This is a genomic window from Paenibacillus sp. PL91 (assembly GCF_012935325.2).
In the GTDB taxonomy this organism is placed as follows: domain Bacteria; phylum Bacillota; class Bacilli; order Paenibacillales; family Paenibacillaceae; genus Pristimantibacillus.
Window position 1 is genome coordinate 37,023 of record NZ_JABBYG020000021.1, and the last position, 23,066, is coordinate 60,088.

At 42.4% G+C, this 23,066-nt stretch carries 25 protein-coding genes and 3 pseudogenes; 8 read left to right on the top strand and 20 right to left on the bottom strand.

The genetic code is table 11. The annotated features are described in order from the left end of the window. Window positions 1-55: 55 nt before the first annotated feature. On the bottom strand, window positions 56-307 hold the full coding sequence (locus HI950_RS29955; protein ID WP_223285600.1) for a DedA family protein: 252 nt from the start codon (window positions 305-307) through the stop codon (window positions 56-58). Further along, complete coding sequence (locus tag HI950_RS36185; protein WP_223285613.1) at window positions 253-471, bottom strand: DedA family protein; 219 nt, start codon at window positions 469-471, stop codon at window positions 253-255. Before HI950_RS36185 ends, HI950_RS29955 begins: the two co-directional genes overlap by 55 nt. Before the next feature lie 239 nt (window positions 472-710). Here HI950_RS36185 and HI950_RS29960 point away from each other — a divergent pair, with 239 nt between their 5' ends. Continuing rightward, entirely contained in the window at window positions 711-2,705 is a 1,995-nt protein-coding gene (locus HI950_RS29960; RefSeq protein WP_169089602.1) for a serine hydrolase domain-containing protein, read from the top strand. Between the two features lie 126 nt (window positions 2,706-2,831). Here the strand turns inward: HI950_RS29960 and HI950_RS29965 are convergent, their stop codons facing one another. After that, complete coding sequence (locus HI950_RS29965) at window positions 2,832-4,631, bottom strand: helix-turn-helix transcriptional regulator (RefSeq protein ID WP_169089605.1); 1,800 nt, start codon at window positions 4,629-4,631, stop codon at window positions 2,832-2,834. Window positions 4,632-4,728: 97 nt separating this feature from the next. Beyond that, a complete protein-coding gene (locus HI950_RS29970) occupies window positions 4,729-5,316 on the bottom strand; it encodes a sensor domain-containing protein (protein ID WP_169089701.1) in 588 nt (195 codons plus the stop codon). Between the two features lie 388 nt (window positions 5,317-5,704). On the opposite strand from HI950_RS29970, the gene HI950_RS29975 reads away from it, so the two are divergent. Then, on the top strand, window positions 5,705-5,947 hold the full coding sequence (locus HI950_RS29975) for a DUF4309 domain-containing protein (protein WP_411268166.1): 243 nt from the start codon (window positions 5,705-5,707) through the stop codon (window positions 5,945-5,947). A 1,016-nt stretch (window positions 5,948-6,963) separates the two neighbouring features. On the opposite strand, the gene HI950_RS29980 is transcribed toward HI950_RS29975, so the two are convergent. The 5 genes from HI950_RS29980 to HI950_RS30000 form a co-directional block, all read right to left on the bottom strand. Further along, a complete protein-coding gene (locus HI950_RS29980; RefSeq protein WP_169089607.1) occupies window positions 6,964-7,470 on the bottom strand; it encodes a hypothetical protein in 507 nt (168 codons plus the stop codon). A 279-nt stretch (window positions 7,471-7,749) separates the two neighbouring features. Beyond that, window positions 7,750-8,049, bottom strand: coding sequence for a hypothetical protein (locus tag HI950_RS29985; RefSeq protein WP_223285601.1), 300 nt, complete (start codon window positions 8,047-8,049; stop codon window positions 7,750-7,752). A gap of 568 nt (window positions 8,050-8,617) precedes the next feature. Then, complete coding sequence (locus HI950_RS29990) at window positions 8,618-10,039, bottom strand: stalk domain-containing protein (protein WP_169089609.1); 1,422 nt, start codon at window positions 10,037-10,039, stop codon at window positions 8,618-8,620. Window positions 10,040-10,410: 371 nt separating this feature from the next. Next, complete coding sequence (locus tag HI950_RS29995; RefSeq protein WP_169089611.1) at window positions 10,411-10,992, bottom strand: hypothetical protein; 582 nt, start codon at window positions 10,990-10,992, stop codon at window positions 10,411-10,413. 23 nt (window positions 10,993-11,015) lie between these two features. Next, the gene (locus HI950_RS30000; RefSeq protein WP_169089613.1) at window positions 11,016-11,411 is read right to left on the bottom strand and encodes a hypothetical protein; all 396 of its coding nucleotides are present in this window, start codon (window positions 11,409-11,411) and stop codon (window positions 11,016-11,018) included. Window positions 11,412-11,754: 343 nt separating this feature from the next. Here HI950_RS30000 and HI950_RS30005 point away from each other — a divergent pair, with 343 nt between their 5' ends. Next, complete coding sequence (locus HI950_RS30005) at window positions 11,755-11,991, top strand: hypothetical protein (RefSeq protein WP_169089615.1); 237 nt, start codon at window positions 11,755-11,757, stop codon at window positions 11,989-11,991. Window positions 11,992-12,117: 126 nt separating this feature from the next. On the opposite strand, the gene HI950_RS30010 is transcribed toward HI950_RS30005, so the two are convergent. Then, complete coding sequence (locus tag HI950_RS30010; protein WP_169089617.1) at window positions 12,118-12,936, bottom strand: hypothetical protein; 819 nt, start codon at window positions 12,934-12,936, stop codon at window positions 12,118-12,120. Window positions 12,937-13,229: 293 nt separating this feature from the next. On the opposite strand from HI950_RS30010, the pseudogene HI950_RS30015 reads away from it, so the two are divergent. Then, window positions 13,230-13,383 (top strand): annotated as a pseudogene (locus HI950_RS30015) (NucA/NucB deoxyribonuclease domain-containing protein); the annotation flags it as partial. 64 nt (window positions 13,384-13,447) lie between these two features. Here the strand turns inward: HI950_RS30015 and HI950_RS30020 are convergent. Beyond that, a complete protein-coding gene (locus HI950_RS30020) occupies window positions 13,448-13,756 on the bottom strand; it encodes a hypothetical protein (RefSeq protein WP_169089619.1) in 309 nt (102 codons plus the stop codon). A 440-nt stretch (window positions 13,757-14,196) separates the two neighbouring features. Beyond that, complete coding sequence (locus HI950_RS30025) at window positions 14,197-14,784, bottom strand: TetR/AcrR family transcriptional regulator (protein WP_223285602.1); 588 nt, start codon at window positions 14,782-14,784, stop codon at window positions 14,197-14,199. Between the two features lie 101 nt (window positions 14,785-14,885). Here HI950_RS30025 and HI950_RS30030 point away from each other — a divergent pair, with 101 nt between their 5' ends. Continuing rightward, window positions 14,886-15,896, top strand: a complete 1,011-nt coding sequence (locus HI950_RS30030) for an NADP-dependent oxidoreductase (protein ID WP_169089621.1) — start codon at window positions 14,886-14,888, stop codon at window positions 15,894-15,896. A 95-nt stretch (window positions 15,897-15,991) separates the two neighbouring features. Further along, window positions 15,992-16,291: a putative quinol monooxygenase gene (locus HI950_RS30035; RefSeq protein ID WP_169089623.1), complete on the top strand. Its 300-nt coding sequence runs from the start codon at window positions 15,992-15,994 to the stop codon at window positions 16,289-16,291. A 216-nt stretch (window positions 16,292-16,507) separates the two neighbouring features. Here the strand turns inward: HI950_RS30035 and HI950_RS30040 are convergent, their stop codons facing one another. Then, entirely contained in the window at window positions 16,508-16,786 is a 279-nt protein-coding gene (locus tag HI950_RS30040; RefSeq protein WP_169089625.1) for a hypothetical protein, read from the bottom strand. Between the two features lie 410 nt (window positions 16,787-17,196). On the opposite strand from HI950_RS30040, the gene HI950_RS30045 reads away from it, so the two are divergent. Beyond that, window positions 17,197-17,715 carry a DUF3231 family protein gene (locus HI950_RS30045; protein WP_169089627.1) on the top strand — a complete coding sequence of 173 codons (519 nt, stop codon included), beginning with the start codon at window positions 17,197-17,199 and terminating at the stop codon, window positions 17,713-17,715. A gap of 306 nt (window positions 17,716-18,021) precedes the next feature. Here the strand turns inward: HI950_RS30045 and HI950_RS30050 are convergent, their stop codons facing one another. From HI950_RS30050 to HI950_RS30070, 7 genes and pseudogenes are all read right to left on the bottom strand, one after another. Further along, a complete protein-coding gene (locus HI950_RS30050) occupies window positions 18,022-18,573 on the bottom strand; it encodes a DUF1700 domain-containing protein (RefSeq protein ID WP_169089629.1) in 552 nt (183 codons plus the stop codon). 4 nt (window positions 18,574-18,577) lie between these two features. Next, complete coding sequence (locus HI950_RS30055) at window positions 18,578-18,910, bottom strand: PadR family transcriptional regulator (protein WP_169089631.1); 333 nt, start codon at window positions 18,908-18,910, stop codon at window positions 18,578-18,580. 320 nt (window positions 18,911-19,230) lie between these two features. Beyond that, window positions 19,231-20,400, bottom strand: a complete 1,170-nt coding sequence (locus HI950_RS30060) for a serine hydrolase domain-containing protein (RefSeq protein WP_169089633.1) — start codon at window positions 20,398-20,400, stop codon at window positions 19,231-19,233. Window positions 20,401-21,688: 1,288 nt separating this feature from the next. Further along, the gene (locus HI950_RS30065) at window positions 21,689-22,147 is read right to left on the bottom strand and encodes a hypothetical protein (RefSeq protein WP_169089635.1); all 459 of its coding nucleotides are present in this window, start codon (window positions 22,145-22,147) and stop codon (window positions 21,689-21,691) included. A 167-nt stretch (window positions 22,148-22,314) separates the two neighbouring features. After that, window positions 22,315-22,440: a hypothetical protein gene (locus tag HI950_RS36565; protein WP_262985744.1), complete on the bottom strand. Its 126-nt coding sequence runs from the start codon at window positions 22,438-22,440 to the stop codon at window positions 22,315-22,317. A 39-nt stretch (window positions 22,441-22,479) separates the two neighbouring features. Further along, window positions 22,480-22,542, bottom strand: coding sequence for a hypothetical protein (locus tag HI950_RS36570; RefSeq protein ID WP_411268167.1), 63 nt, complete (start codon window positions 22,540-22,542; stop codon window positions 22,480-22,482). Window positions 22,543-22,569: 27 nt separating this feature from the next. After that, window positions 22,570-22,719, bottom strand: a pseudogene (locus tag HI950_RS30070) (IS5/IS1182 family transposase); the annotation flags it as partial. Window positions 22,720-22,731: 12 nt separating this feature from the next. On the opposite strand from HI950_RS30070, the pseudogene HI950_RS37305 reads away from it, so the two are divergent. Beyond that, window positions 22,732-22,991, top strand: a pseudogene (locus tag HI950_RS37305) (IS5/IS1182 family transposase); the annotation flags it as partial. Between the last annotated feature and the right edge of the window lie 75 nt (window positions 22,992-23,066).

A 23,066-nucleotide genomic window follows, 5' to 3' on the forward strand; every position in this document is an offset into this window, starting at 1 on the left:
AGTAAATGTTGTAGATGCGTAGAAATGATGGCAACCCTCCGTCAGAACAATGGTATTAGAAAAACAATCGGAGAACAGAAGCATGAACATTGGCGAAATTGACCGATGCTCCAAGGAAATAGCCTATAGATATAAACATGGCACACCAGAACAAGGCCCCTATGACCGAGTAGAGTAGGTATTTCCTGTGGCTCATAGCGCTCATCGCTGCTAGATAACAAGTTAGATGTCGGAGTCCCAGAATATAATAGCCTATACATATTGCCAAGGGGCCATAATGTTCGAACCAACTTTCTGTTTTCTCCAATCAAGCGGGAAATAAAGCAGCCCAATTGAAGAAAGATAACCGACGGTTGCCATTATGATTTCATCAGGCACAGGCAAACCAATAATATCAAGTGCCAAACAGAAGAAAATGGAGATGTACCCGTATTCCATAATGATGTCTTGTAATAAGGCGATGATGATCACGCTCCGTCTCTAACGGCTCTAGGCAAGAAAAGGTTATTCGGCCGCTTTAAGCCCTTCAAAATACAATAGCTGTATCTTAATTCCTTTATGGTCATACCTCCTAGTGACTAATTGTCACATGACACTTTGGGGTGACAAGACATCATAGATGACAAAATGAAACTTGTTGATATGACAAGTCCTTTGCCATACTCGGTTTAGCCGTCATGAGGCAAATACATTTTGAGGAGAGACCATTTATGAACAAAAAGATTCACACCATCGCGGTTCTGCTATTATCCGCTATGGCAACGACCGCATGTATGCCAGCTAGCGGCGCGACAGCTACCGCAACAATTGCCACACCTATTGTATCTGTAAAATCTAGCTTGGAGGGACCCCGCGATGCCAAGGAGCTAGAAGCATTTGCAGATAGCGTTTTTGCGGACGTGATGAAGAAGTATAACACAGTCGGTTCTAATTTTGCGGTCGTTGCCGATGGGAAAGTGTTACTAAGCAAAGGTTACGGTTATGCCGACAAAGAAAAGAAGATTCCCGTTGATAAAGACACCGTTTTCCAGATCGGCTCTGTTACCAAGACATTCACGGCCTTGGCGGCTATGCAGATGGTCGATAAGGGGAAAATCGATTTACGAGGCGACATTCAAAAGTACTTAGGAGGAGTGAAGATTCCGAATAAAACGGGGAAAAAACTGACCATGTATGATCTACTTACCTATTCAACCGGATTTGAATCACCCGATATCGCTTCGTATTATTCACCGGAATATGTTAACAAAAACTTTCCAATAAAGGATTTTGTCAGATCACATATGACAGCGGTTGTCATGCCTCCGGGAGAAGCATACGTTTATGACAATTTTGGGTTTTTGCTAGCGGGGTATGCGGTAGAGAACGTCTCGGGAATGCCCTATTCGAAGTATATGGAGAAAAACATTTTCAACCCGTTAGGCATGACCTCAACGAATGTGCGGATTACGCCTGAACTATTAGGCAGGATGGCTGCTCACTATGGACCGAAGGGTGAAAAGATCCCCATGGATGGAACTATTCCTACAGAAAAACCTGAAGGTGGCATCATCTCAACAGCAGATGACATGGCGAAGTATCTCTTAATGCATCTGAACAAAGGAAAGTATGATGGTAAAGAAATTGTGAGCCAAAAAAGCATAGAGCAAATGCACACATACCAGTTTTTTGCTGATAAAACGATTCCTCTTACAACAATCGGGTTCGAAGGCTACTTCAGTGAGAAGATGAATGGTCAGCATGTGATTCTAAAAGGAGGGAATGTTACAGGGCATTCATCCCTGATTGTTATTCTGCCTGAGAAAAATGCAGCCTTTTATCTGTCCAACAATGATGACAACGCCCACTTTAGCATTGACGTGTATGAAGCGTTTATGAATCACTATTATCCAAGAAAGACAGAAGTTTCAAAGCCAACCTATTCGGCAATCAGTGAGCAGCAAGCCAAGGCGTATGTCGGATTATATAAAAACACACGTATGGATGCTTTGAGGACTAAAGTTTCTTATTCGAACGGGAACTTAGTTTTGGAATCAGGAACTTCAGGCAATCATACACTGAAAATGATCCACCCTTTATTGTTCGAAGATGAATCAGGTACTAAAATGACGTTTAAGAAAAACGCAGCTGGTCATATTGCATATATGTATTCTACGGGTCTACCAGACTTAGCTGCATTTTCAGAAAAAATTAACGTTGATTCACCATTCTCTGATGTACCTGCGAATAGTAAGTATAAACCATATATTAACAATATTAACGCTTTGAAAGTCATGAGCGGGAAGTCTTCCCATACCTTTGATCCAAAAGGAACGATGACTCAAGGTGAATTCTCAGAAGTGCTACTTCGCGCCCATGGGTGGCATAAACAGCCTTTCATGGTTGAACCCAATAAGAAGCAGATGAAAGTCGGACTGCCTAATTATCAGCCTAATTCTCCGATTACTAGACAAATGGCGGCGGTAATGATCCAAAACCTGAAACAGGTAGAGCCTAGAACGAAGGTTAAACTGAGTGGCAAAACTGATGCTTGGGCAGTTGAAGCCATCAAAGCGCTTATATCCCAAGGGATCATGGACCCGGATACTAAGGTTAATTCTGATGGCTCCGTGAACTTCCGTTCAAAAGAACTTTTGAAACGTCAAGAAGCTAGTGCCTTATTGGATCAAGCATTTAATTACTATACTTTACCCATCAGTCACTAATTAATTCGATTCATGAACTCTAGCCAAGTTGAAGGGCTTATATAGTAAGAAACAAGCGGCTGCCTATGCTGCCGCTTGCTTTTAGTTATTGCCGTGTCCAGCGGCATTCTACACCGAGCGATAAGGTTATTCCAGCAGCCCGGCCTCTAGTGCTTTTTGCAACGCTTCCTCCCGGTTGCGAACCCCCAACTTCATGTAGGCCGATGATGCATAGTTTCTAACCGTACCATCGGATAAATACAATTTGGAGGCAATCGTTTTATATCGTAGACCTTTCGACACGAACTTTAGTACCTCAATCTCCCGTAGCGTTAAATCATAGGCGGCTCCCATTTGGGTTGGTGACGTATCGTCCCCGGTCTTATCCGCCTCCAGCTGTGCGAACAATTTGTGTGACATTTCTTGGTCGATCAAGGTACCTCCACGATAAACCGTGCGTATCGTCTCAGCAAGTTCTGCCGGCTTGATGGATTTTAATAAATATCCGTCAGCTCCGCTTCGCAACGCCTCCAGAGCTTGCCTAGTATCTTCGAACGTGGTAAGAATCAGAATGCGTAAATGGGGCCACATTTGCTTCATGGTACGAGATGCGGTGATCCCGTCCATGTTCGGCATGTCCAAATCCATAAGGACAAGTTGAGGTTGAACCTGCTTGCAGAGCGCAATGGCTTGTTCACCATCTTTTGCCGTTCCTACTACTTGCAAATCCTGCTGCTCCTCCAGAAGAGTCCGCAAGCTTTCACGGATGAAAGGTTGGTCATCGACGACTAACAAGCGGATGACTTCATCCTTAAGCTCCGTTTGCCGTGGCAAGGTGCAGGTAACGAGGGTGCCTTCGCCCAATTGGGTATAGACGGCGACATGACCTTGCAAATTCAACGCTCGCTCTTTCATGGCGTTTAAGCCGAAGCCATCCTGCACTTGTTCCATCCCGCGACCGTTATCTTGAATTTCGAGCCTCGTCTGCTGAGGCTCAAATTTCATTGACACGGCAATCTCCGTCGCATGTCCATGACGCACAGCATTCGTGAGCGATTCCTGTAAGCAGCGATACAGTGCTATCTTAACTTGCTTCGTTACTGGATATTCCTCACCAAAGGTCTGAAAACGAACGGATACCCTCGCATGCTCCTGAAACTCCTCGACCAGTTTCCGCAAATACTGAATCAGCGGGAGCGCCTCCTGTGGAGATTCAATCTGATGCACATATCCTCTTACTTCCTCCATATTTTGACGGGCTAGGTTCAACATGGAATCTAGCCGTTCCATTCCTGTCTCGGACGCTAGTTCAGGCCGCAAGGTTTCCAATCCCATAATGAGGGAAGTGTAAGCATGGCCGACGGTATCATGGAGCTCTTTGGAGAGTCGGCTTCGTTCCTCAGCCAAAGTAATACGCTCGACTTGCGATAAGTACTGTTCCAACACCCCATTTTGCTCCCTGATAATCTCGCTTTGACGATGATTAACCATCAATAAATGAAAAGAGAACCCTATCACATACGCCAATCCAACGTGAATGGTCATGAGCCAAAAATCACTCTGCTCTGTAAGCCATTTAATTATAGCGGGTATGAATAAAACGGATATAGGCCCTGACCAGAGATAGGCCCTTTGAGCGCTGTTAGCGGCGATAAAAAATGCATACACCAGGAACGTGAGGTAGGCTTCCGGAAAGTATGAAGCTAAATACAAGCACAATCCGCCCGAGATCACGATCTCTGTCAGCAAGTAGGATTTATAATTGAGCTGCAAGCACAGCCAAGGAACAGAAAAAGCGATAATCTGCCAAAACACAAGAACCCACAGCGGCAACGTGAAATAAGCTGCTCGCTCAACGGTAGTGAGCAGGAGCGAAGTGCTGCAAATCAATCGAATCATGAACATGAGCCAGTCATACCAGAACCACTGCTTCACCATATCGAACATAACGAATCAACCCCTCATAACGATCAGTATGACATTACGTAACTATTATAGAGTACACCACCCAACGATACTTTCTAGTCAAATCGAGGCAAGCCTTCTAGCGGTTCACGCTATTCATCATAAGACGGGTGTAGTGGCCCAGCATTCGTGTCAAGCGACTTGCAAGCCTACTGCTAACCATCATGAGTGCAACGCCTACGGCCGATACCAGCGCAGATTTGACAAAATTGTCTATTGGCACATCCATAAAGTAAATATTAATAAATGGAAAAAGGTACGGAATGACAATCACCACGAGTGGAAGTACATAAAGCATGACCGCCACGATAAGACTTGCAACCCCTATCGGAAACTTCAGCATCAACCAGCCGATAGCTATCCAGTTGCGCCTGTTCATCATCTCCCTTTTGGCTTGGAGCCAGATGGAAGTATTGGTGCTTAAGGGATTAACGTATGGCGCTGTCGTAATATCCGTATAGATCTTGGTCTGTATGCGTTCAAATTGCAGAAAGGTGGAAGTCGTCCGCAAAACGTGAGTTATCAGAGGAACGCCCGCGACGGTAAACGAAAGACTGAACCCTAGAGTAAGCACGACCAGATAAAAACTAAAATAGAACACCCCTGTAGCGAAAGTGAATAACAGGAAATAGCCATTTTGAATAAAGCTGACGACGGTTCTTGTCATCAAAGAGCCCACATCCTTTACAAGTAGTCATAGTAGTCTAAGGCTCTCGATGTCATATCTTCCAGTGTCATAATGTCATATGACACAAGTCGAATCATTCTGCTCCTCTATCGTGTCCCGGTTGTTAAATCGTTGCTCTACCGCAAAGGATGTAAATTCATCATTCCATTTTTTTTAGAACTCTATATTCCCATGAACGCATTGTTCTAACCTCATTATTTTTCTTTCAGCTATCGTGTCCCGTTAGTTGAAAGAGCTATTGTAATTCGTAATCTATCTAAAAATGTTATGCGTTGTTTTGTGTCTCGTAGCGAACCTTCTCAACCGGCCTAACCTCCATGTATCTGAATGAGTCCTGTTATACGCGATTAACTATAAGCTAGGTAAAATTAGGGAAATGCGCTACTTCGGAACGAATGTTGAGCGACAGACCAACTTAGGCAGAATTTCCGTTCGAATGCTGGTCCAACACTGGGGGGCTCCGAATGAGTCAGTCCTGATTAAGTCGGGCAAGACAGTACAAAAGAAAATTACCTATGTCCGCGGTAAGTACCAGCTGGAATTCATCTTTGATGGCACGAGTGGAATGAGCCTAAATCATATTAACCTTGTGAACAAAAATATTAAGTGAATTTACTCGCCATTAAGCCTGCTGATATCGATGAGGACTCGAGAGTATAGCATGAAAGGATTCACTAAAATAGAAAAACCGCCTATTGGCCAATAACGGCAGCTGATCCTCCTCTGATCGGCTGCCGTTATGTTGTTCCGAGCTTTACGACCATACAAAAAAGAGATCGACCAGAAAGATCTGGTGACCTCATCCACTGGTTCTGTAGAAATCGACGATCTCGGGGGCTGCTTCTACGAAAACTTCAAACTCCTTGCAGTTATTAGATTTGAACAGGACAAAAGCCCTTATCAATAGCCCGACACTAGTCATTGCCGGTCAGTATGATACAGTGACGCTTCCAAGCCACGGCGAATTGATTGCCGAGACGGTGCCGAACGCGAAGTTCGTCTTGCTGCCCGCAGTACACCTATCTAACCTGGAGTATCACGACGAATTCTTGAGTATCGTGATTGAATTCTTGCAATCGAAATTAATGAAGTAAACCCAAAGTGCCCGTAAACTAATGTAGCTGCCGATCGGCGCCGGCAGCTTCATCCTGGTCATTTATTCAAATATCGTGTCCCGTTAGCTTAACGTTTGGGTCCAACCTCATTCGCTTGGTTGCTTAGAAATAACGGTCATACCATCGGCTTTATACCCTTCTTCTACATCCGCCCGAAAGGTAATCTGTACTGTTTCAGAGCTGTTATCTTTTGTAAGTACTTCTCCTTCTATCTTGAATTCAGTTACAAGTTTATCAGAATTTATTATCGGTAGTACGCGAGCATTTCCGAAGAGAAAATCAGTGCGAGACCTATCTCTGAGGACGCATCTTATTTTCGTATGAATGCCAAAATCACCTTCATCAAATGATAACACCTCGCCATTGGGATATTTTAATTTTCCCAATAAGCGGTATTAAATGCGTGCTAATTGTCTCACTATCCTGCCCGTCGAAGTAGCCGATCATTGTGGTCGACTGCTTCCGTTTTTTTATTGAACTATCGTTCTCGGTTAGTTCAATCGACTAGACATTATTGAACGTATTTTATTTTCCTCTCGGAATAAGTCTTTTCGTCTGCTGTTCCATATCCATACCCGTCTCTGATAATTTGATTAACGGGAACATGTAGGGTTAGGACAATTTTTCTTTTACGACCCTCCATTTCGGTAACGATAAAGAAGCAATTTACTCCGTTTATGTGATACTTGTCCTCCCTAAATACCTCATAGTTTACAGCCACATAATAAATTTGAGGTTCGATAAATGTCTCGATATAACGTGTTGGTATATAAATTTTTCCGTATTCGTAGGGTATTTGCTTTGAAGAGACAATATGGGCTTTATTGATATTGAATAATCCAACCTTCTGGTTTTTATTTTGCTTGTTGTTTAAAAAGTTAATAATTAGGACATGTTGATCCTTAACCCACAAATCAGGTATGTCAGGCCATTTTTTTTCGTTTATTGAGTTGATGTAAATTGTAACTAAGTTTTCATCTAATTCATCACTTGCGAATGCTAAATTTGCTGTTAGCATGTTCAGCCATAGTAAAAGTAATAACGATATATTGAGGGACTAGTTCGGGGTCATGTGTTTTAATGAGTTGGGGTAAATCGTAAAATTTTCCAATAAACTCAATAACATACCATCGAATTGTCCAATGAGGGCTATCTGCTAATGGAATCCAATGATTTAGTTCCTTTTTGTCAGTATTTTGAAGTAAACCATGCAAGAACCAGGCGCGGACACTATTTTCTTGTTCAGCATTGAACCTATCCCAGTATTTTTCGCGTTCGGATTGGCCAACAGGCTCTCCTAATGAGTAAACTGCAATTTTCTAATAATAGGATTAGGATCGTTTGAAAATTCCCATAGATCGTCTCGCGTATATTCTCCTTTTCTAATATTTCTGCTCATGTGGATTGCACGTTCGACAATTCCTGTTGTATCGGAGAGTTGGTTTTCGTTCTTCGTTTTACCTTTCAAAATAGCTTCAGATGCTCGTTGTACATTTATGATCGGCGCTAAGTTCTGATCTCCGGTCATTTTATCTCCAAAACCAACCAACGCTTTTCTAAGCGTTAAATTGTCGATATACGGAAATCTAGATAACAAGTTTATACATGCTCCAGCTACTAATGTTGATGCTGCAGAAGTGCCTGTATATATCGATTGTTGCCTCTCGTCTGAATCCCCTTCACAATATGGAATGATTATACGTGTGCGTGGAGCGCGTACGTCTGGTCTAAACTTGGATTATAGTTTTTATTAGTAATATCACTACAAGTTATTGAATCATTTTCTACAATCACATGCTTAAGACGGTTAGCCAGGTGCCCAATCGTTGGATGTGGCGATATATCGTCGATAATTATAACTCCAATGCCTTTCCCAGAGAATTGATCTGGTGGCTCGGAAAACCCTAATCTCATCCACGAGGGTTCAATGAACACAACTCATCCTCCTATTCTAATTACCAAAGCTGCCCTTCCACGCCTGTATACTTCTGAAAATATTCTGATACTATCCACGACGCAAGGTTGTTGTGAGTGTATCGCTTCTGTCCGGCATCAATAGCCGATTTATAATAACAAATCTTATAATCCATTTTTTCCATGTATTTATTGAGTTCGGCAATCTTATCAAGAACAGCTTTTTTATGTTTTTCGGTCACTATGCCATATTATTCCTCGAAAATAATGACCATATTCTTACTTCCCATATATTCTACAGAAGTATTTAACTGCTCCGCCACAAATCGTACTGGGACGAACGCGCTGCCGTTCTTCAGAAGTAAAGGAGCGTCTTGCATCACCGTTTGCTGGTTCACCTTGACCTGCCCGTTCCCCACAATCCAACGAATTGTTTTACTTTCCTTTTGAATCGTCACCTCTTTGGTGGTCTGGTTCCAGTTCACGTTTGCCCCAAGTTTCTCGGAGATGAAACGAATCGGCACATAGGTACGACCCGATAGCATAAATGGCGCTGCAGAAATTTGGTAAGGGCTGTCCCCCACATAGGCAGTACGGCTGCCAATGACCAAACGCTGTGTCTTATGCTGAGTTCCGTAGTAACGATCCGCATTCACTTTATTGAATAATTTGTTTGTTTTGCTGCCTTGGCTTAAATCCAAGTAGTTGTCGCTCAAGTGCAGTTCGTAGCGTTCCGCACCCGTATCCCAATGAAAACCAAATTCAATGTGTTGAATCGGCTCCAAATCCCACACCCGATTGTTGTTCAAATCTAGAGTTCCAAGAAGTTTCAAATTTTTTAACGGTTCCAAATTCCACACTCGATTGTTGCTTAAGTAGAGGGAACTCAGCTTGTTCAAATGGGTTAACGGTTCTAAATCTTTAATCTTGTTGGATGATAAATCTAATCCAGACAAGCTAGTTAATTTCGCTAAAGGAGCAAGACTCTCGATATTATTGTTACTGGCAGTGAGCCACCCGAGATTGTAAAATCCTTCTAGCGGCTTAAGATCAGAAACCTGGTTGCTGTCAATCGCGAGATGGATCAAACTTTTGGGTAGCATCCGAAGCTGAGAAAGATCCCTGATTTTATTGTTAGATACGTTAAGATATGCCAGCTCTTTTATATTGCTAAGTGGAGCTATGTCTTCTATCGCATTGTGATCAGCGTCCAACTCGTTTAGATGGGGCAGCTGTTTCACTAAGTCTAGCGATGAAATCTGATTATAGCTAATTGATAGATATTTGATCTCCTTCAGAAGTGACAATTCCTCGATTGATTTGATTTTATTTCCTTTGAGGCTGAGAGTATGAATCTTTGAAAGTTTCTTAAGCGGTGTAAGATCCGTAATTTCATTCCCATTTAAACTAAGTTGTGTGATATTGACGGCATACTCCAATCCCCGCAGATCCTTAATTCCTCTACCTTCCAAATATACGACGGTAAGAGATTCTAAATCCGCTTTAGTAAGCGATTCATCGTCTTTTTTACCTAACCACGATTTAATCGCTTGTTCTAAATTAGGATCCTGGAAAACTACAGCCTGTTGGCTAGAAGCCTCCATGTAAGCTTGTCCTGGAAAACCCAAACATAGGATGAAAATAATTAAAAATCCAGCAAGCTGTTTCTTCATTCTGACCATTCCTTCTCATGATGATTGTATATTGTTGACTTGCAGAATAACCGCTACAAACCAGCCTATTTTAATTATAACACCTTAGTTCTTCTAAAAATAAGAAAAATAACGGAACAATACCATCATAATTAATATGTATCATTAATATGGGTGTAAAGAAAAGGGAACTCAGAATTCAACTACCTCTTGACGGTTGATTGGAACCACTTGTAAGCAAGAGCTAAATTAACCTGCCCTTTAGTTCAACAAAAAAGCAACCGAACGTTATACGCCGGCTACTGTCGCATTGTTACGCTATAGTACCCGTTAGCGTAACAATGCTTTCCGACTATTGAAAATAAATTGTGTACTTTTAATTACATTGTACTTTATTGTCTAGGTTTGAAAAATTCGGCTATTTCTTTTGGTAATTCACTCTCCCACATAGGCATACCATATTGACTGTCTTTCTCGGAGATAGGATATTTGTATCCTAATGAAGCATCTGTTAATAAAATCACATGATATTGAGGTGAATTATCAACTCTAAATTCATTAGGCTGCCCTTTTTGTTCAAAAAGAGAAACAAACTTTTGAACATCTTGCCCTTGGATATTATTGATTAATTCCATTTCCTTATAAATTTTTATCTGGTTTACCCTTGAATACGAAATATCCTGTGGAGGAGAAATTGGCATTCCACCGCCTTTGTACTCTCCATAAACACTGAACCCCGTAAAACTTTCTTTGTCTTTAACGGCTATAAAACTATGATTAGAAAATCCCTCAATCTCAAAAACGGCATTTCCCTTGCCCAAATGACGAGATTTTTCAACTGAACCAATCTTTTTAATTTTTGAAGTATCAGTAATTGTAAATTCCCAATGGTTTATATAGTATTTATTCTCAAAGTTTAAATCATTAGCATATAAACCATTGCCTTTATCTATTTTAGCTGAACAACTTATCATTAATAAAATAGTTAAAACGGCTGCTATTTTCCGCTAACAGATCTTTCCATCCCGGCTTGTTCTTGCGCGCTATACTCCCAATCTCTCATAGCACACATGACACCGTTACGGTACGTCTTAACCTTTACGCCCATATAACCTGTTGGAACATTGATTGAAGCATTTCCAACGATGCCCTTTCCTGTAATAATTGGAGCAGAATCATTAAAAAGCTCTCCACCATTATAATAATGGTAACCCATAACCGGACCGTAAATTTTTCCAGGGCTGACTACTTTCGCTGCATGTACAATAGATGGGAGTGTTCCAATCATAATCCCCATCATGAAAACGCCGATGACGGTCCTAATTCGCATCCCCTTCTTCAACGATTTGTTCTGCTTTTCTACAGGTTGTAGTTCAACTTCTCTAGTCGACATTGGACAACCATTCTTTCCTATAATTGTATCAAACAAATGAAATATACCAATTTATGTATGTCGAAGTAACCTGTATTTGTCGAATGGGAAAAATGGTCGTAGCGACACAGATCGATTGACTCTACAAGTTCTAAGCGGATTCGTCCATTATAGACGTACTTGGGGAGAGAATTGTTCAATGGCTGGTGTTTGTTTTACAAGACAGCCACAGTCTTGCAGCATTCAAAGCAGCCTAACAGCTGAAACCTTTCACCACAAGCCCCCCTTCCAGACATAGGACGCGAACGAAGGGCACGCCGTCGCTGTTGTAACTCGAGCACCTAGTTTCCGAATGCGGAGGGCGATGGCGGCCAACTACTGCAGCTCGGGCGCCGGAATACGAATTGTGTTTCGGGTCACCAATGAAGTGGTAGATATACTACGGATCGTTTATGTTCTTACTATTGAGCGACGTACGCGTGATATGGCTTTTAAAATCGCTCATGGAAGATTAAAGGTTTATCGGAAGCTTACTGAGGAATACGCTTCCGAAGTGCGATTCGATTACCTTCAAAAGCTTGAAACCTTCCCTTCTGTATAACCCGTAATGTCGTTAATTACTTAATAGTTATCACTTATAAATGATTAATGATATTAAAAGAGACGCTTAGATTAGGTATCTGAGCGTCTCTTTTTTAATGTCGTTAATCAGTTAATTCTAACTCACTTACAATGGAGTAAATGTACACACTTCGTTATCGGTCGTGATGGTCAATGACCACCCTCCGGCAATATTACCGGATCCGGGAACATCATCATCAAAAACATAAAGGTCCCATGCGCCATTCGGGGTCATCCCAATAAAATTGAAAAGCCTGACAAATACGGATGAAGCGGGTGCAGGAGCAGGGAGATTTTCTACTATACCTTGGTAGTTCGTTGGCTTAAATGTGCCCGAAACGATTTGTCCTAATTGCGGAAGGAAATTTGCTGCATCGTCATCGAACGTCAGTGTGACGTTGACTAAATCAAGAGAGCCTCCCGCATCGGACATGAGGATTGTATTTGTTATACCATTTGAGCCGACAAGTAATATGTCCAGATCTTCCGGGTTAGGGTGGTTCATATTGAAAAGTGTTACCGTTACCTTCGCAATCGTACCTGTCATACCAGTGACGGCAATGGTGGACGGGTAAGGATCGGCTATTCCTTGAACCGGTATTGTTATTGGATCGGTATTTACAAACGTAGCTGTGGTGCTGACGGTACTGTTGCACACCCTTTGAAACGGCCCGATGGTCAGAGTGGGGTCGACGTTAATGATTGGATTCACATTAATCGGAGTAGGGTCGACGTTAATGATTGGATTCACATTAATCGGAGTCGGATCGACGTTAATGATTGGATTCACATTAACCGGAGTAGGGTCGACGTTAATGATTGGATTCACATTAACCGGAGTCGGATCAACAATAACACGACGTTCTTTCTTCGACGTTTTCTTGCGGCATAGTCTTATTTTCTTAGGCAGACATCCCATCCGCATATCACCTCCCATGATTCTTGTAACGTCACATCATATGTTTATAGTCATGTGAAAGATTGGACGGGAATCTAAAGGTAAGTAGACTGTTACCCTATTTAAATAAAAATAGGTGATATACCTTAGAGACATGTCTCGATCTAATTTTACTGTCCGGGTGGAAGGTCTGTTAACAATGATTTAACGCTTGTTTAGAACCCATAAGAAAAAGGAAAGCTGCCGAATTGTGCCGGCAGCTTCAGAAAACCATCACTAGTACAGACGCTTCGAAAAACAACGGCCAATAACCTTTAAGTAAATCAGCTGTTTGCACAATTGACCGCGATGGAGCTGAAGAAAATCGAGAACAATCTTTAAAAGGAAGGATTCGATCGTGACGAATGGCCGATGGCCATGTGTGCTGAAGGCGGCGAAGGTGCTGACATTGCATATGTTACTCACGCAGATAATCTAAAGTTTTTCCAAACAAAAAAGAAACCTTGAAAGGTAATGACACCAATCAAGGTTTCTAGGGTTATATCCCAATAATTCCGTCAGCTAGATCCTTCCAATATCCTGTCGGAATTTCGTATTTCGTACCCCCTTTAGGTAATTCAAGTATTTTATCTACTAGATTCCGCTTTAATCTTAGTCCAGATTCATTGTCATCAATTTGTAGTTCTAAAACTGGGTACCAACCACTTTTTGATATATTCTCCATACTCGTTATTGATTTTTGAGTGAAATCCTCTAATGCCTCCAACAAATTATCAAATGAGTTGTAATATACCCTTATTTCCAATCCTCCTTCATCATATTCATACATAGTGCGGATAATTGGCATGATTAGGATTAAGAACTCCTGGATGGACTGGAAGGGTTACGCCCTCTTAAAAAACTTTCAAATGAAGAATAGGTACTTAGCGTACGTTTTTCGCGTTTTGTCGGCCGGTACCCTCCATTATAAAAGTCGATTATCCTTAGCGTAGGAAAATTTTATTACTGGAATTTATTGTCTTAGCGTGGGTTTTACGTCATTTGGTTGGCGGTACCCCAGATAACCAATGGGATACTTAAAATGTTATTTAGTCGCTGTCTTTTTACAATTATCGGTCCTCATTAATTGTGAAATAATGCTGACTACTAGGCTAAACTGCCCGTTAGCGTAATGAAGCAGCCGATCATTGTGGTCGGCTGCTTCCGTGTTTTTTTTGAACTATCGTTACCCGTTAGTTCAATCATATCGTTGTGCTACAGCCCCCTATTAGGGTAGCACTAATTTAACTACGGCCTGAAATTGCTGCTCGATCGATTCGTCAAGATAGCGCTCGCGATAATACTGAAGAGATGCTCAGCTCGTGGCGCAGACGAGGGCTGGTTGCTGAGCCACGCAAGCGCAGCAGCTAGCGAGAACAGGTCATCACCATCCATGTCAGTACGCGCCAAGCCCTCGGCCTGAGCGCGAGCGAGAAGTCGCGTGCCTGCCGTGCGCATCGTGACGCATGAAGCATGGAGTGCGGACTCCGTGTCCTCCTTGGCTGCCATCATCGCGTCCACAACACCTTGATAGTTGCCCGTGAATGCAACGACGTCGTGTAGCCACGACACGAGTGCATCATCGGGTGAACTCGCAGTTTCGAGCTCACGTGCCTTTGTCGTAAACTCGTCGAAATTTGCGCGGAGCAAAGCTTCGAGCAGCGCCTCTCTCGTCGGGAAATGACGATACAGAGTGCCGAGCCCGACACCAGCTCTGCGAGCGATTTCGCGCAGCGATGCATCGACGCCGTGCTCGGTTACAACGACGCTCGCGACTGCGAGTATGTGTTCATAGTTTTTCTTCGCATCGGCTCTCATATGATTCCTCCTTGACATCCGGAGCAGTGCTCCGTATAATCTTAAACGGAACAGTGATCCGATTATGTGAAGCACTGCTCCGGTAAGTATAACTCATCTGCAGGAAAGGAGAAAGCAAGATGTCTACAGATACAATGAAGGCGATTCGTCTGCATGAATTCGGCGGCCCTGAGGTACTGCGTTACGAGGAGGCGCCGCTTCCCGAGCTGAAGCCAGGTGAGGTGCTTGTCCGTGTTCACGCGGTTGGCATCAACCCCCCCGACTGGTACCTGCGCGAGGGGTATAAGGATCTTCCTCCTGAGTGGCGGCCGCCGGTGCCCTTTCCCGTCATTCTGGGCTCGGACGTGTCGGGCGTCGTCGAGGCGGTAGCCACGGATGTGCAGGACTTCTCCGTCGGCGATGAAGTTTACGGCATGGTTCGCTTTCCTAGCTTTGGAGAGAGCGCTGCTTATGCCGAGTACGTCGCCGCGCCAGCTTCGGACCTTGCAATCAAGCCGGCTGGGATCGATCATGTGCACGCCGCAGGGGCGCCGATGGCAGGCCTCACCGCGTGGCAGTTCCTGATCGAGTTGGGGCACAATGAACAGAATCCGCTTCAACCGGCGATGCATCGCCCGATGCCGCTCAACGGCAAAACAGTGCTCGTCAATGGTGCCGCGGGCGGCGTGGGGCACTTCGCAGTGCAACTGGCTAAATGGAAGGGGGCGCACGTCATCGCGGTGGCATCGGGCACGCATGAGTCGTTCCTGAGCGGGCTCGGTGCCGACGAATTCATCGACTACACCAAGAGCCCTCCCGAGGACGTCGCCCATGACGTTGATCTCGTCCTCGATACCCTCGGCGGTCCCACTACCGGTCGTTTCTTGCGTACGCTCAAGCGTGGCGGCGCTTTGTTCCCAGTGTTCTTAGGCTTCTCCGACGCCGAGGAGGCCGCAAAGCTGGGCGTCACGGTCTCGATGACCCAAGTTCGCTCGAACGGCCCACAGCTGGTGGAATTCGGGCGCTTGCTCGATGCCGGGACGGTTCGCGTCGCCATCGACAGCACGTTTCCACTTACCGATGCTCGCAAGGCGCATGAACGAGCCGCCGGTGGACACATTCAAGGCAAGATTGTGCTCACGGTCGTGTAAGGACGACAGCACGAATGATTATCGCACTCCTCGTGGAACGCGAATGAGCTTTGAAGAATTTGCTAACTTAATTAAGAAAAAAAGGATGAACAACAATGATTATACTCATGGGTTACGTTCACCTAAATCCGTCTGATGTGAATCAGTTCACTGCAGACGTTCAGGCCGTCGTTTCCAGCACGAGAGCTGAAAAGGGATGCCTCTTTTATGCCTTTACTTTGGAAGATGCGCGCGTCGGACGCATGCTGACTGTCCAGCGGTGGCAAGATCAAGAATCGCTGACTGCCCATGTTGAAAGACATGAGTCGGCGCCCTTTTTAAAAAAGTGGGGAAACAGGATGAGAATGAATATTCTAAAATATGATGTCTCGAACGAAAGCTCGTTCATGGAGTAAAAGAGGTCGAGTAAGGGCTGCTCTTGGCAGCAGAAGTAAGAAGGATCCGCCGCGGCTGGTCCTTCTGCTTTGTATTGAACTAAAGTATCGGCTCATTGAACATAACTGCCCGTAATGCCCAGTAGTACGTCTGTACAAAATTCTTTATTTTGTGTAGATGTTTGGAAATGAAAAAGGAAGGCGGATGGGGGGCCATCCGCCTTCCTTTTTCGTAATTTAATTTCCTCCTTTTTGATAAGAAGAGGCTTTTCTGAGCAGTGAATTTTTCATAACAGATTGTTTTGTCTTTTGTTTTTGAATGTACTCGTTTTGATAATAAAATTCCTCATCCTGCAATAATTCGAACAAAGCTTGACTGGCAGCTTGGACCGCCAGTGTTTCATCCTCGAGTAAGTAATAAGCGACTTGGCAACTGAAGACCTCGTACTGCTTTAATACGGCTGCTCGTTGTCGTAGTAACTCTTGCTTCTTAGGCGTTACCATCCCCAATACCATCGTGTACCTTCCTTAACCCTAATTACTTAAGTGTTTTCCAAACATCAATCCCTACTGTAAACTTATTCTATAATTAGGTGTACATTTCTTCTATGTGCTCATACTGAAAAAGGAATAACGCTCTATGGTGCAGCCTCAACAACAGATGATGATGGCTTCGATTGGGGTTGGCTTGGTCTTTTAGGCTCCTTGGTTTAGCTGGTGCTAGAAAACGTGCTCATGATCGTGACCGCGAACGTGCTTAATACTTAAATAGTATAAATACCCCCAGCTCATAAGGGGGTTAACCATGTAGTACAACTTTATATTCCGCTCTCTATTCGCAAAATATTTAGTTTTTCCATACATTAAGTTCGTGTTCTGGGACACATTATACAAGTTAAAATTAATCTAAAAAGGAGCATACTTAAATGGGAATTTTAAGCGGAAATCCTAAAGATGAACCAATGCACTATGGAGAAATCTTCAGTGTGTGGCAAGCATCAACTGTTGCAAAAGGTGCCATTTCCTGTTATCAAGCATACTTGAATCATTCCGGTGATAAGGATCTCAAGAAATCATTAGAATCTTTAATTGATCAAGCAAACCTTGAAATTAAAGAATTAGATACTTTGCTTACGGAAAACGGTATTGCTTCAGCCCCTATGATGCCTGATAGACCATCAGTAAAACTTGAAGACATTCCAATTGGAGCTCGATTTACTGATCCTGAAATAGCTGCTAAAATTGCATCTGATGTTTCGTTGGGACTTGTTTCCTGCAGTCAAGTTATGGGGCAATCAATAAGAGAAGATATTGGCGCTTTATTTGCTAAGTACCATATCACTAAAACAGCATTAGGCGTTAAAATACTCGAGATGAGTAAAGAAAAAGGCTGGCTCATTCCTCCTCCACTGCAAGTAAAGAGACCCGAGACAGTGAATGCTTAATTTTATTTTAAAATCCTGCCCATAGGGTGGGATTTTTTTTTGATGAGAAAAAACTATTAAACTAACCTGTCCGTTAGCTTAATGACAATTCCTTATTTCAATGTATATCGGCTATATGTTCTGGTCACATCTCGGCTAAGGATATATGTTCTTGTCCTCTGACATATTTATATCATACATTATATACGTAATTACTTTTATGCACCGAAAAATAAGTTATTTAGTTTCCCCCATAAAAACAAAAAAAAGCACATTTTTATAGTGTGCTTCTTCCTTTTTTTAGATCATCATTTGAATAATAACCTTCTAAGAAACCATTAATGTTTTCTTTTTCTGACTAATTGCGTGTATATATTTAATTGTAAGTCTCCATAACACTTTCCCCAACAAAAACATCAACACACCAATCACAATAGAAGTTGGTAAGAACTGCATTGGGCTTGGTGTAAATGCTCCAATTTCGATTGTTATTCCGGCAATATCATATCCCATAAGATACCCGACAAATTTAATAATTCCGCCTATTGGTGTAATAACTCCACTAATCATTAAAGCAATGGAAAGAGTACTGATAATCGGCAAAACAAACATACCGCTGGCGCCTGCAAAGCTGCTACAAAATGCAAATACAGCGCCGAATTTACGCCAACTAAATTTACTGTTCTTTGTAATGGCTTCACCTAAGTATGCTTTCGCTAATTCTTTTGGGTTTCCTAACCGTTCGATGATTTGCTCAGAAGTAAGACCATTATTTTGCAACTCAAGCATTAGACTTTTGATTTCATTTACAATGTCAATACGCTCGGAAGCGGACATAGATTTTAAATACTTTTCAATTTTTCCAAGATAGTTATCCATAATTTTACACTCCTTTAATTACTTCTATAGCAATTAATAAATTATCCCATTCTAAGGACATAGCGTTTAAGTATTCGTCTCCTTTTGTTGTAATGGAATAATATTTTCTCGGTGGCAAACCCTCTGTACTTTCTTGCCAAGATGAAGAAACATATTCTTCTTTCAATAACCTTCTAAGCAGAGGATAAATTGTATTTTCTTTTGCAGCAACAATAGGATACTGCTCTAACTTACTTATGATTTCATACCCATAATATGGTCGCTGCTTTATTAGCAATAGAATACAAAATTCGAGTGTTCCTCGCTTAATTTGTGATTTCCAATCTTCGACATCCATGTATTGTACCTCCTGCATATACATCGTACAACACAGTACATCACCAGTCAATAGTACGCTCTGAATAAATTCGGCTACGTCAGCCTCCGATGAAACAGGTGGGACATCTCCGAAGCAACCATTACCTTACTGCCTGCCGTACTACCTGTCTCTAGTGCAAGTTTTTGAAGAATATGTGGAGATAGATATCGCTGTAATTTTCAGCGAACAAATAATGAATCGATAGATTCATACAAAAACGCCATCCTATCCTATGATTCTATATTTTTAACTAGAAAAACTATGACAAATTTTTCTTTATTCCCGTTTTTCCTTTTTGCCTACTTGCTAAATTCAGCAAGTAAAATATTTTTAAAAGGATTAGGACTGTTATCTCTACCCAAACTGTTCAAACTGACGACCAACGTATGCTTGCCTCCAAGTGTACCTCCAGCAATAGTAGAAAACCCTAGAATACCACCTGTGTGTCCCCATATCGAGACACCGTTTGGAAGCTTAGTTTCAAAGATTCCAAGACCATATCCATCGATTCCTGCTCTTCCTGTAGGAACTGTAGTAAGCATTTGTTTTAATTGCTGTTCCTTCAGTAATTTGCCACCGAGCAAGGAAGAGAAGAATTTATTTAAGTCGTCAGCAGTAGAAATCATATCTCCAGCCGAGCTACCTGCACTTGGGTTATAATAAGTAACGTCTTTTATCTCACTTGCTTCGTCTGGTTGGGAATATCCCCGAGCATGCTTGGTGCCTGGAATAACGCTTGAATTTCCAGGTAGGAATGTATCCGACAATTCAAGCGGTTCAATAATCCGATTTTCAATCTCTTCCGCGTAGCTGTTTCCGGTTAATTTTTCAATAAGAATACCCAGTAATACGTATCCTGTGTTTGAATAAGACCATCCTTTTCCTGGGACAAAGTCTGGGGGCAGAGAAATCCCCATCTTCACTATTTCTTCAGCCGTATACGATTTTTTTGTATCCATAAAATCAGCGTCTTTTGACCTTGAGTATTCAGCGATACCACTTGTATGGTTCAATATCTGCCGGATGGTAATCTGTTTACCATTATATCCGTTTCCTTGAATGACACCAGGCAACCATTTTTCGATGGAGTCGTCTAGATTCAAGCGGTTCTCTCCAGCTAATTGAAGTACAACCGTTGCGGTGAACGTCTTCGTCACGCTGCCAATGCGAAAGCGAAAATCTGTTTCCATTGGTTTCTTGGTGCTCAGATTCGCTACCCCAGCAGCATAACCCCAGGTTTTTCCACCCTCAAAAGTTTTAGCAAGTATCCCCGGGAATCCAAGTTGCAATGTATCCCGCATTGCTTGCTTGACGGAATTATGATCTCGTTGAGTGATTGTTTGTAACGAACTAGATACATTTTGAGTGGGCTCTGCTTTTATAATTGAAGTTGGCGATGTGTCTAGCAGGGAACTTCCAGTTATTAGAATGGCCAGACTTGCAAAAGTAATTTGGCTACGTATTTTCATAAGGCATTCCTCTCTTCTATTAATATCGTATACGTGGTTGCATGTTGTTCCATATTAATCACGCAACTATCATCTCCACCAATGAAAAAATGTCATCAAAAAGTTTGTAAGCATCTTCATAATTGTTGTTTTACCAACGCCGTTCTGTCCTAACAAGTCCTCGATTAATTTGTGATTTCCAATCTTCGACATCCATATACTGTACCTCCTGCATATACATCGTACAACACAGTATATCTCTCGTCAATAGTATCCTCCAATGAAACAGGTCGACATCTTCGACAGCAATCATTACCGCACTGCCTTCCTCGCCAGTGCTAATGATGGTCAAGAGTGTGGATCGTACCGTTGCGTTGCACAGCGATACCATTACGTTTACCTTTGAAATATGCAATACGTCGAACTAGCCGCTCACTGATTTGTATTTTGTCGATGATTTACTTGTGGTCTTGATAAGACCGTGGAGTTCATCCCAGCCGGTTTCTTCATTAGGCTGATCTGAGCAGTTCCGATTTATTTCCGCTTCATAATTTCTTTAAGCGCCGTTCTAATATGTGAGCTCATTGGGATCTTCATTTTGGCAGTGTAGTCAACTCGCGCAGCGTTACCTTCATTTATTGCTTGGCCGATGATCTAGGCCCTCACTTTCATGCCGGCTTTGAGCTCTGAAGGAATCTACTAAGCCGCTGGTTACCCCTAGATCGCTTTAACGAAAACACCAAGGGATCGCCTCCCTATAAATGAGCAATAAATCGGTTGATAGTCGATTTCAATCAAACGTTCAGTGATCTTATTATTTTTAAGCAAAAATAAACACAAAACAAAAAAGCCCGCGGTTTCCGCGGACTTCATTCGGACAATGATGTTTTTTTACACCCGTTTTTTTATACACCCTTATTGCAAAGAAATATGCTACGAGCAAAATCTCGACGCACCACGCAAGAGTGACCCATATTTCTAAAAAACTTAAGTTTTTTGTATCTCTTAAGATGATTTTCGTCTCACTCTTGGAGGCGAAACTATCGTTCCCCGTTAGCTCAATGATTCGACCTCGATGCGGTTAGTTGGTAAGGGTATGTTCGCCTTTTTCCACTTCCATGCTGCTGCCAATGTCATCTTCGAATCAACTTCTAACTTCTGCCGGACCGAGAGCCGAATGGCTCGAAGCGTGAACATGATGTTATATGATAGGAATGCCTTCTTGAAATACTAAAAAAGCACTTCTATTTGTTTATAATCTTTCAAAGGTGATTTCTTCGTTAAAATCTCTTTGTCATCACTATGACCATTATAAATATTCAATAATCTTTAACTGATAAATCCAATCTCCTGTATCATTGTGTACTAATCTACCGTTATAGGTAATCCTTCCATATTCACTACTTCGAAGTATAAACGCATTTTCAGATAAGTAATGATATCCTGAATCATAACGAACAGGCTTGCCACAAGAATCAGAATACTTAAAATATACTTGTAGTTCGTCATCCTTGTTTTGTATTTCAGTACTTGATATCTTCCAATCATTTAGGTGTGAGTCAAGATACTCGACTTTGTTACTATTAATTTCAAATCCATTTTCGTTTTGAATAATTAGTATTTCCTGAAAAGGAATCGTAGTGCTTCCAATGTAATTTATCAGCTTATCTGGAATTGAGAACGACTTGCTAAATCCATTCCTCAAAGTAGAGTAAGGAGCTCCTCTGACCTTATTATCCCATAATATTGTGATAGATTGAATAATCACACATATTCGCTCCTTAGTTTAAGTATTGCATTCCTTCATATAACGTCTCTTTTCCGAACTACGCAAATTCTCCATACTTGAAGTATTCGTGAAGTAATTAAACTATCCTGCCCGTTAGCTTAATGCTGTACCTGTCTAATACTTTTTCTTTGGACGTGAACTATTCATTACCTGACATTGAGAACTTGATATAGTTTTGCTTTAGACACTCCGGTCTGCTCAGTTATTTCTTTTACGGTATATTTTAGACTGTCATAAAGAAGCAACGCCATTTCAACTTTGCTCTTATCCAATGGCGGTCTTCCTCCTTTTCTACCTCGAGCCCGAGCTGCTTATAAACCGGCCTGGGTTCTCTCTCGAATCGTCTCTGCCTCCATTTCAGCTAAGCCAGCCATAATAGCAAAAAAAAGCTTGCCTGCTGGCGTGCTGGACCCTTCCTTGTAGCAGCCTTCTTTGAGCGGACAACGCTTGCATGTCTCTACGTCAAAATAGTAGGTGTCCACCTGGTTTTTACCTACATCCTTCTTACCCTGACGTGCCTTTTTAATGGCCATAAGACCGGCCGTGCATACCTACATGCCCGCATCTTTGAGAGCACTTCCATCATCGTAGATGCCACGCACACGAAAGCACGCTACAACCAAAAGTCCTCACGGGAAATTCTGCAAGACCGCCGCGGAAACTGCGGAAGGCCGTTTATGCCATGGATGATTCGGTAAAAGCCAAGATGCCGGCCTAAAACACTAACGATATGCTCGAAGATGAAATCCAGTATTGCAAGAAACTCATTGATTTCGTTGTGACAGAATCGGGTATCGCGCAAGTGCCGAAGGTTTTGGAGCCCAACCAGCAACGAAGTGCTTACAAAAATATCAACCGCTGTTTTTAGCTTGAGCCTGCTCATAGGTAAAATAAATTT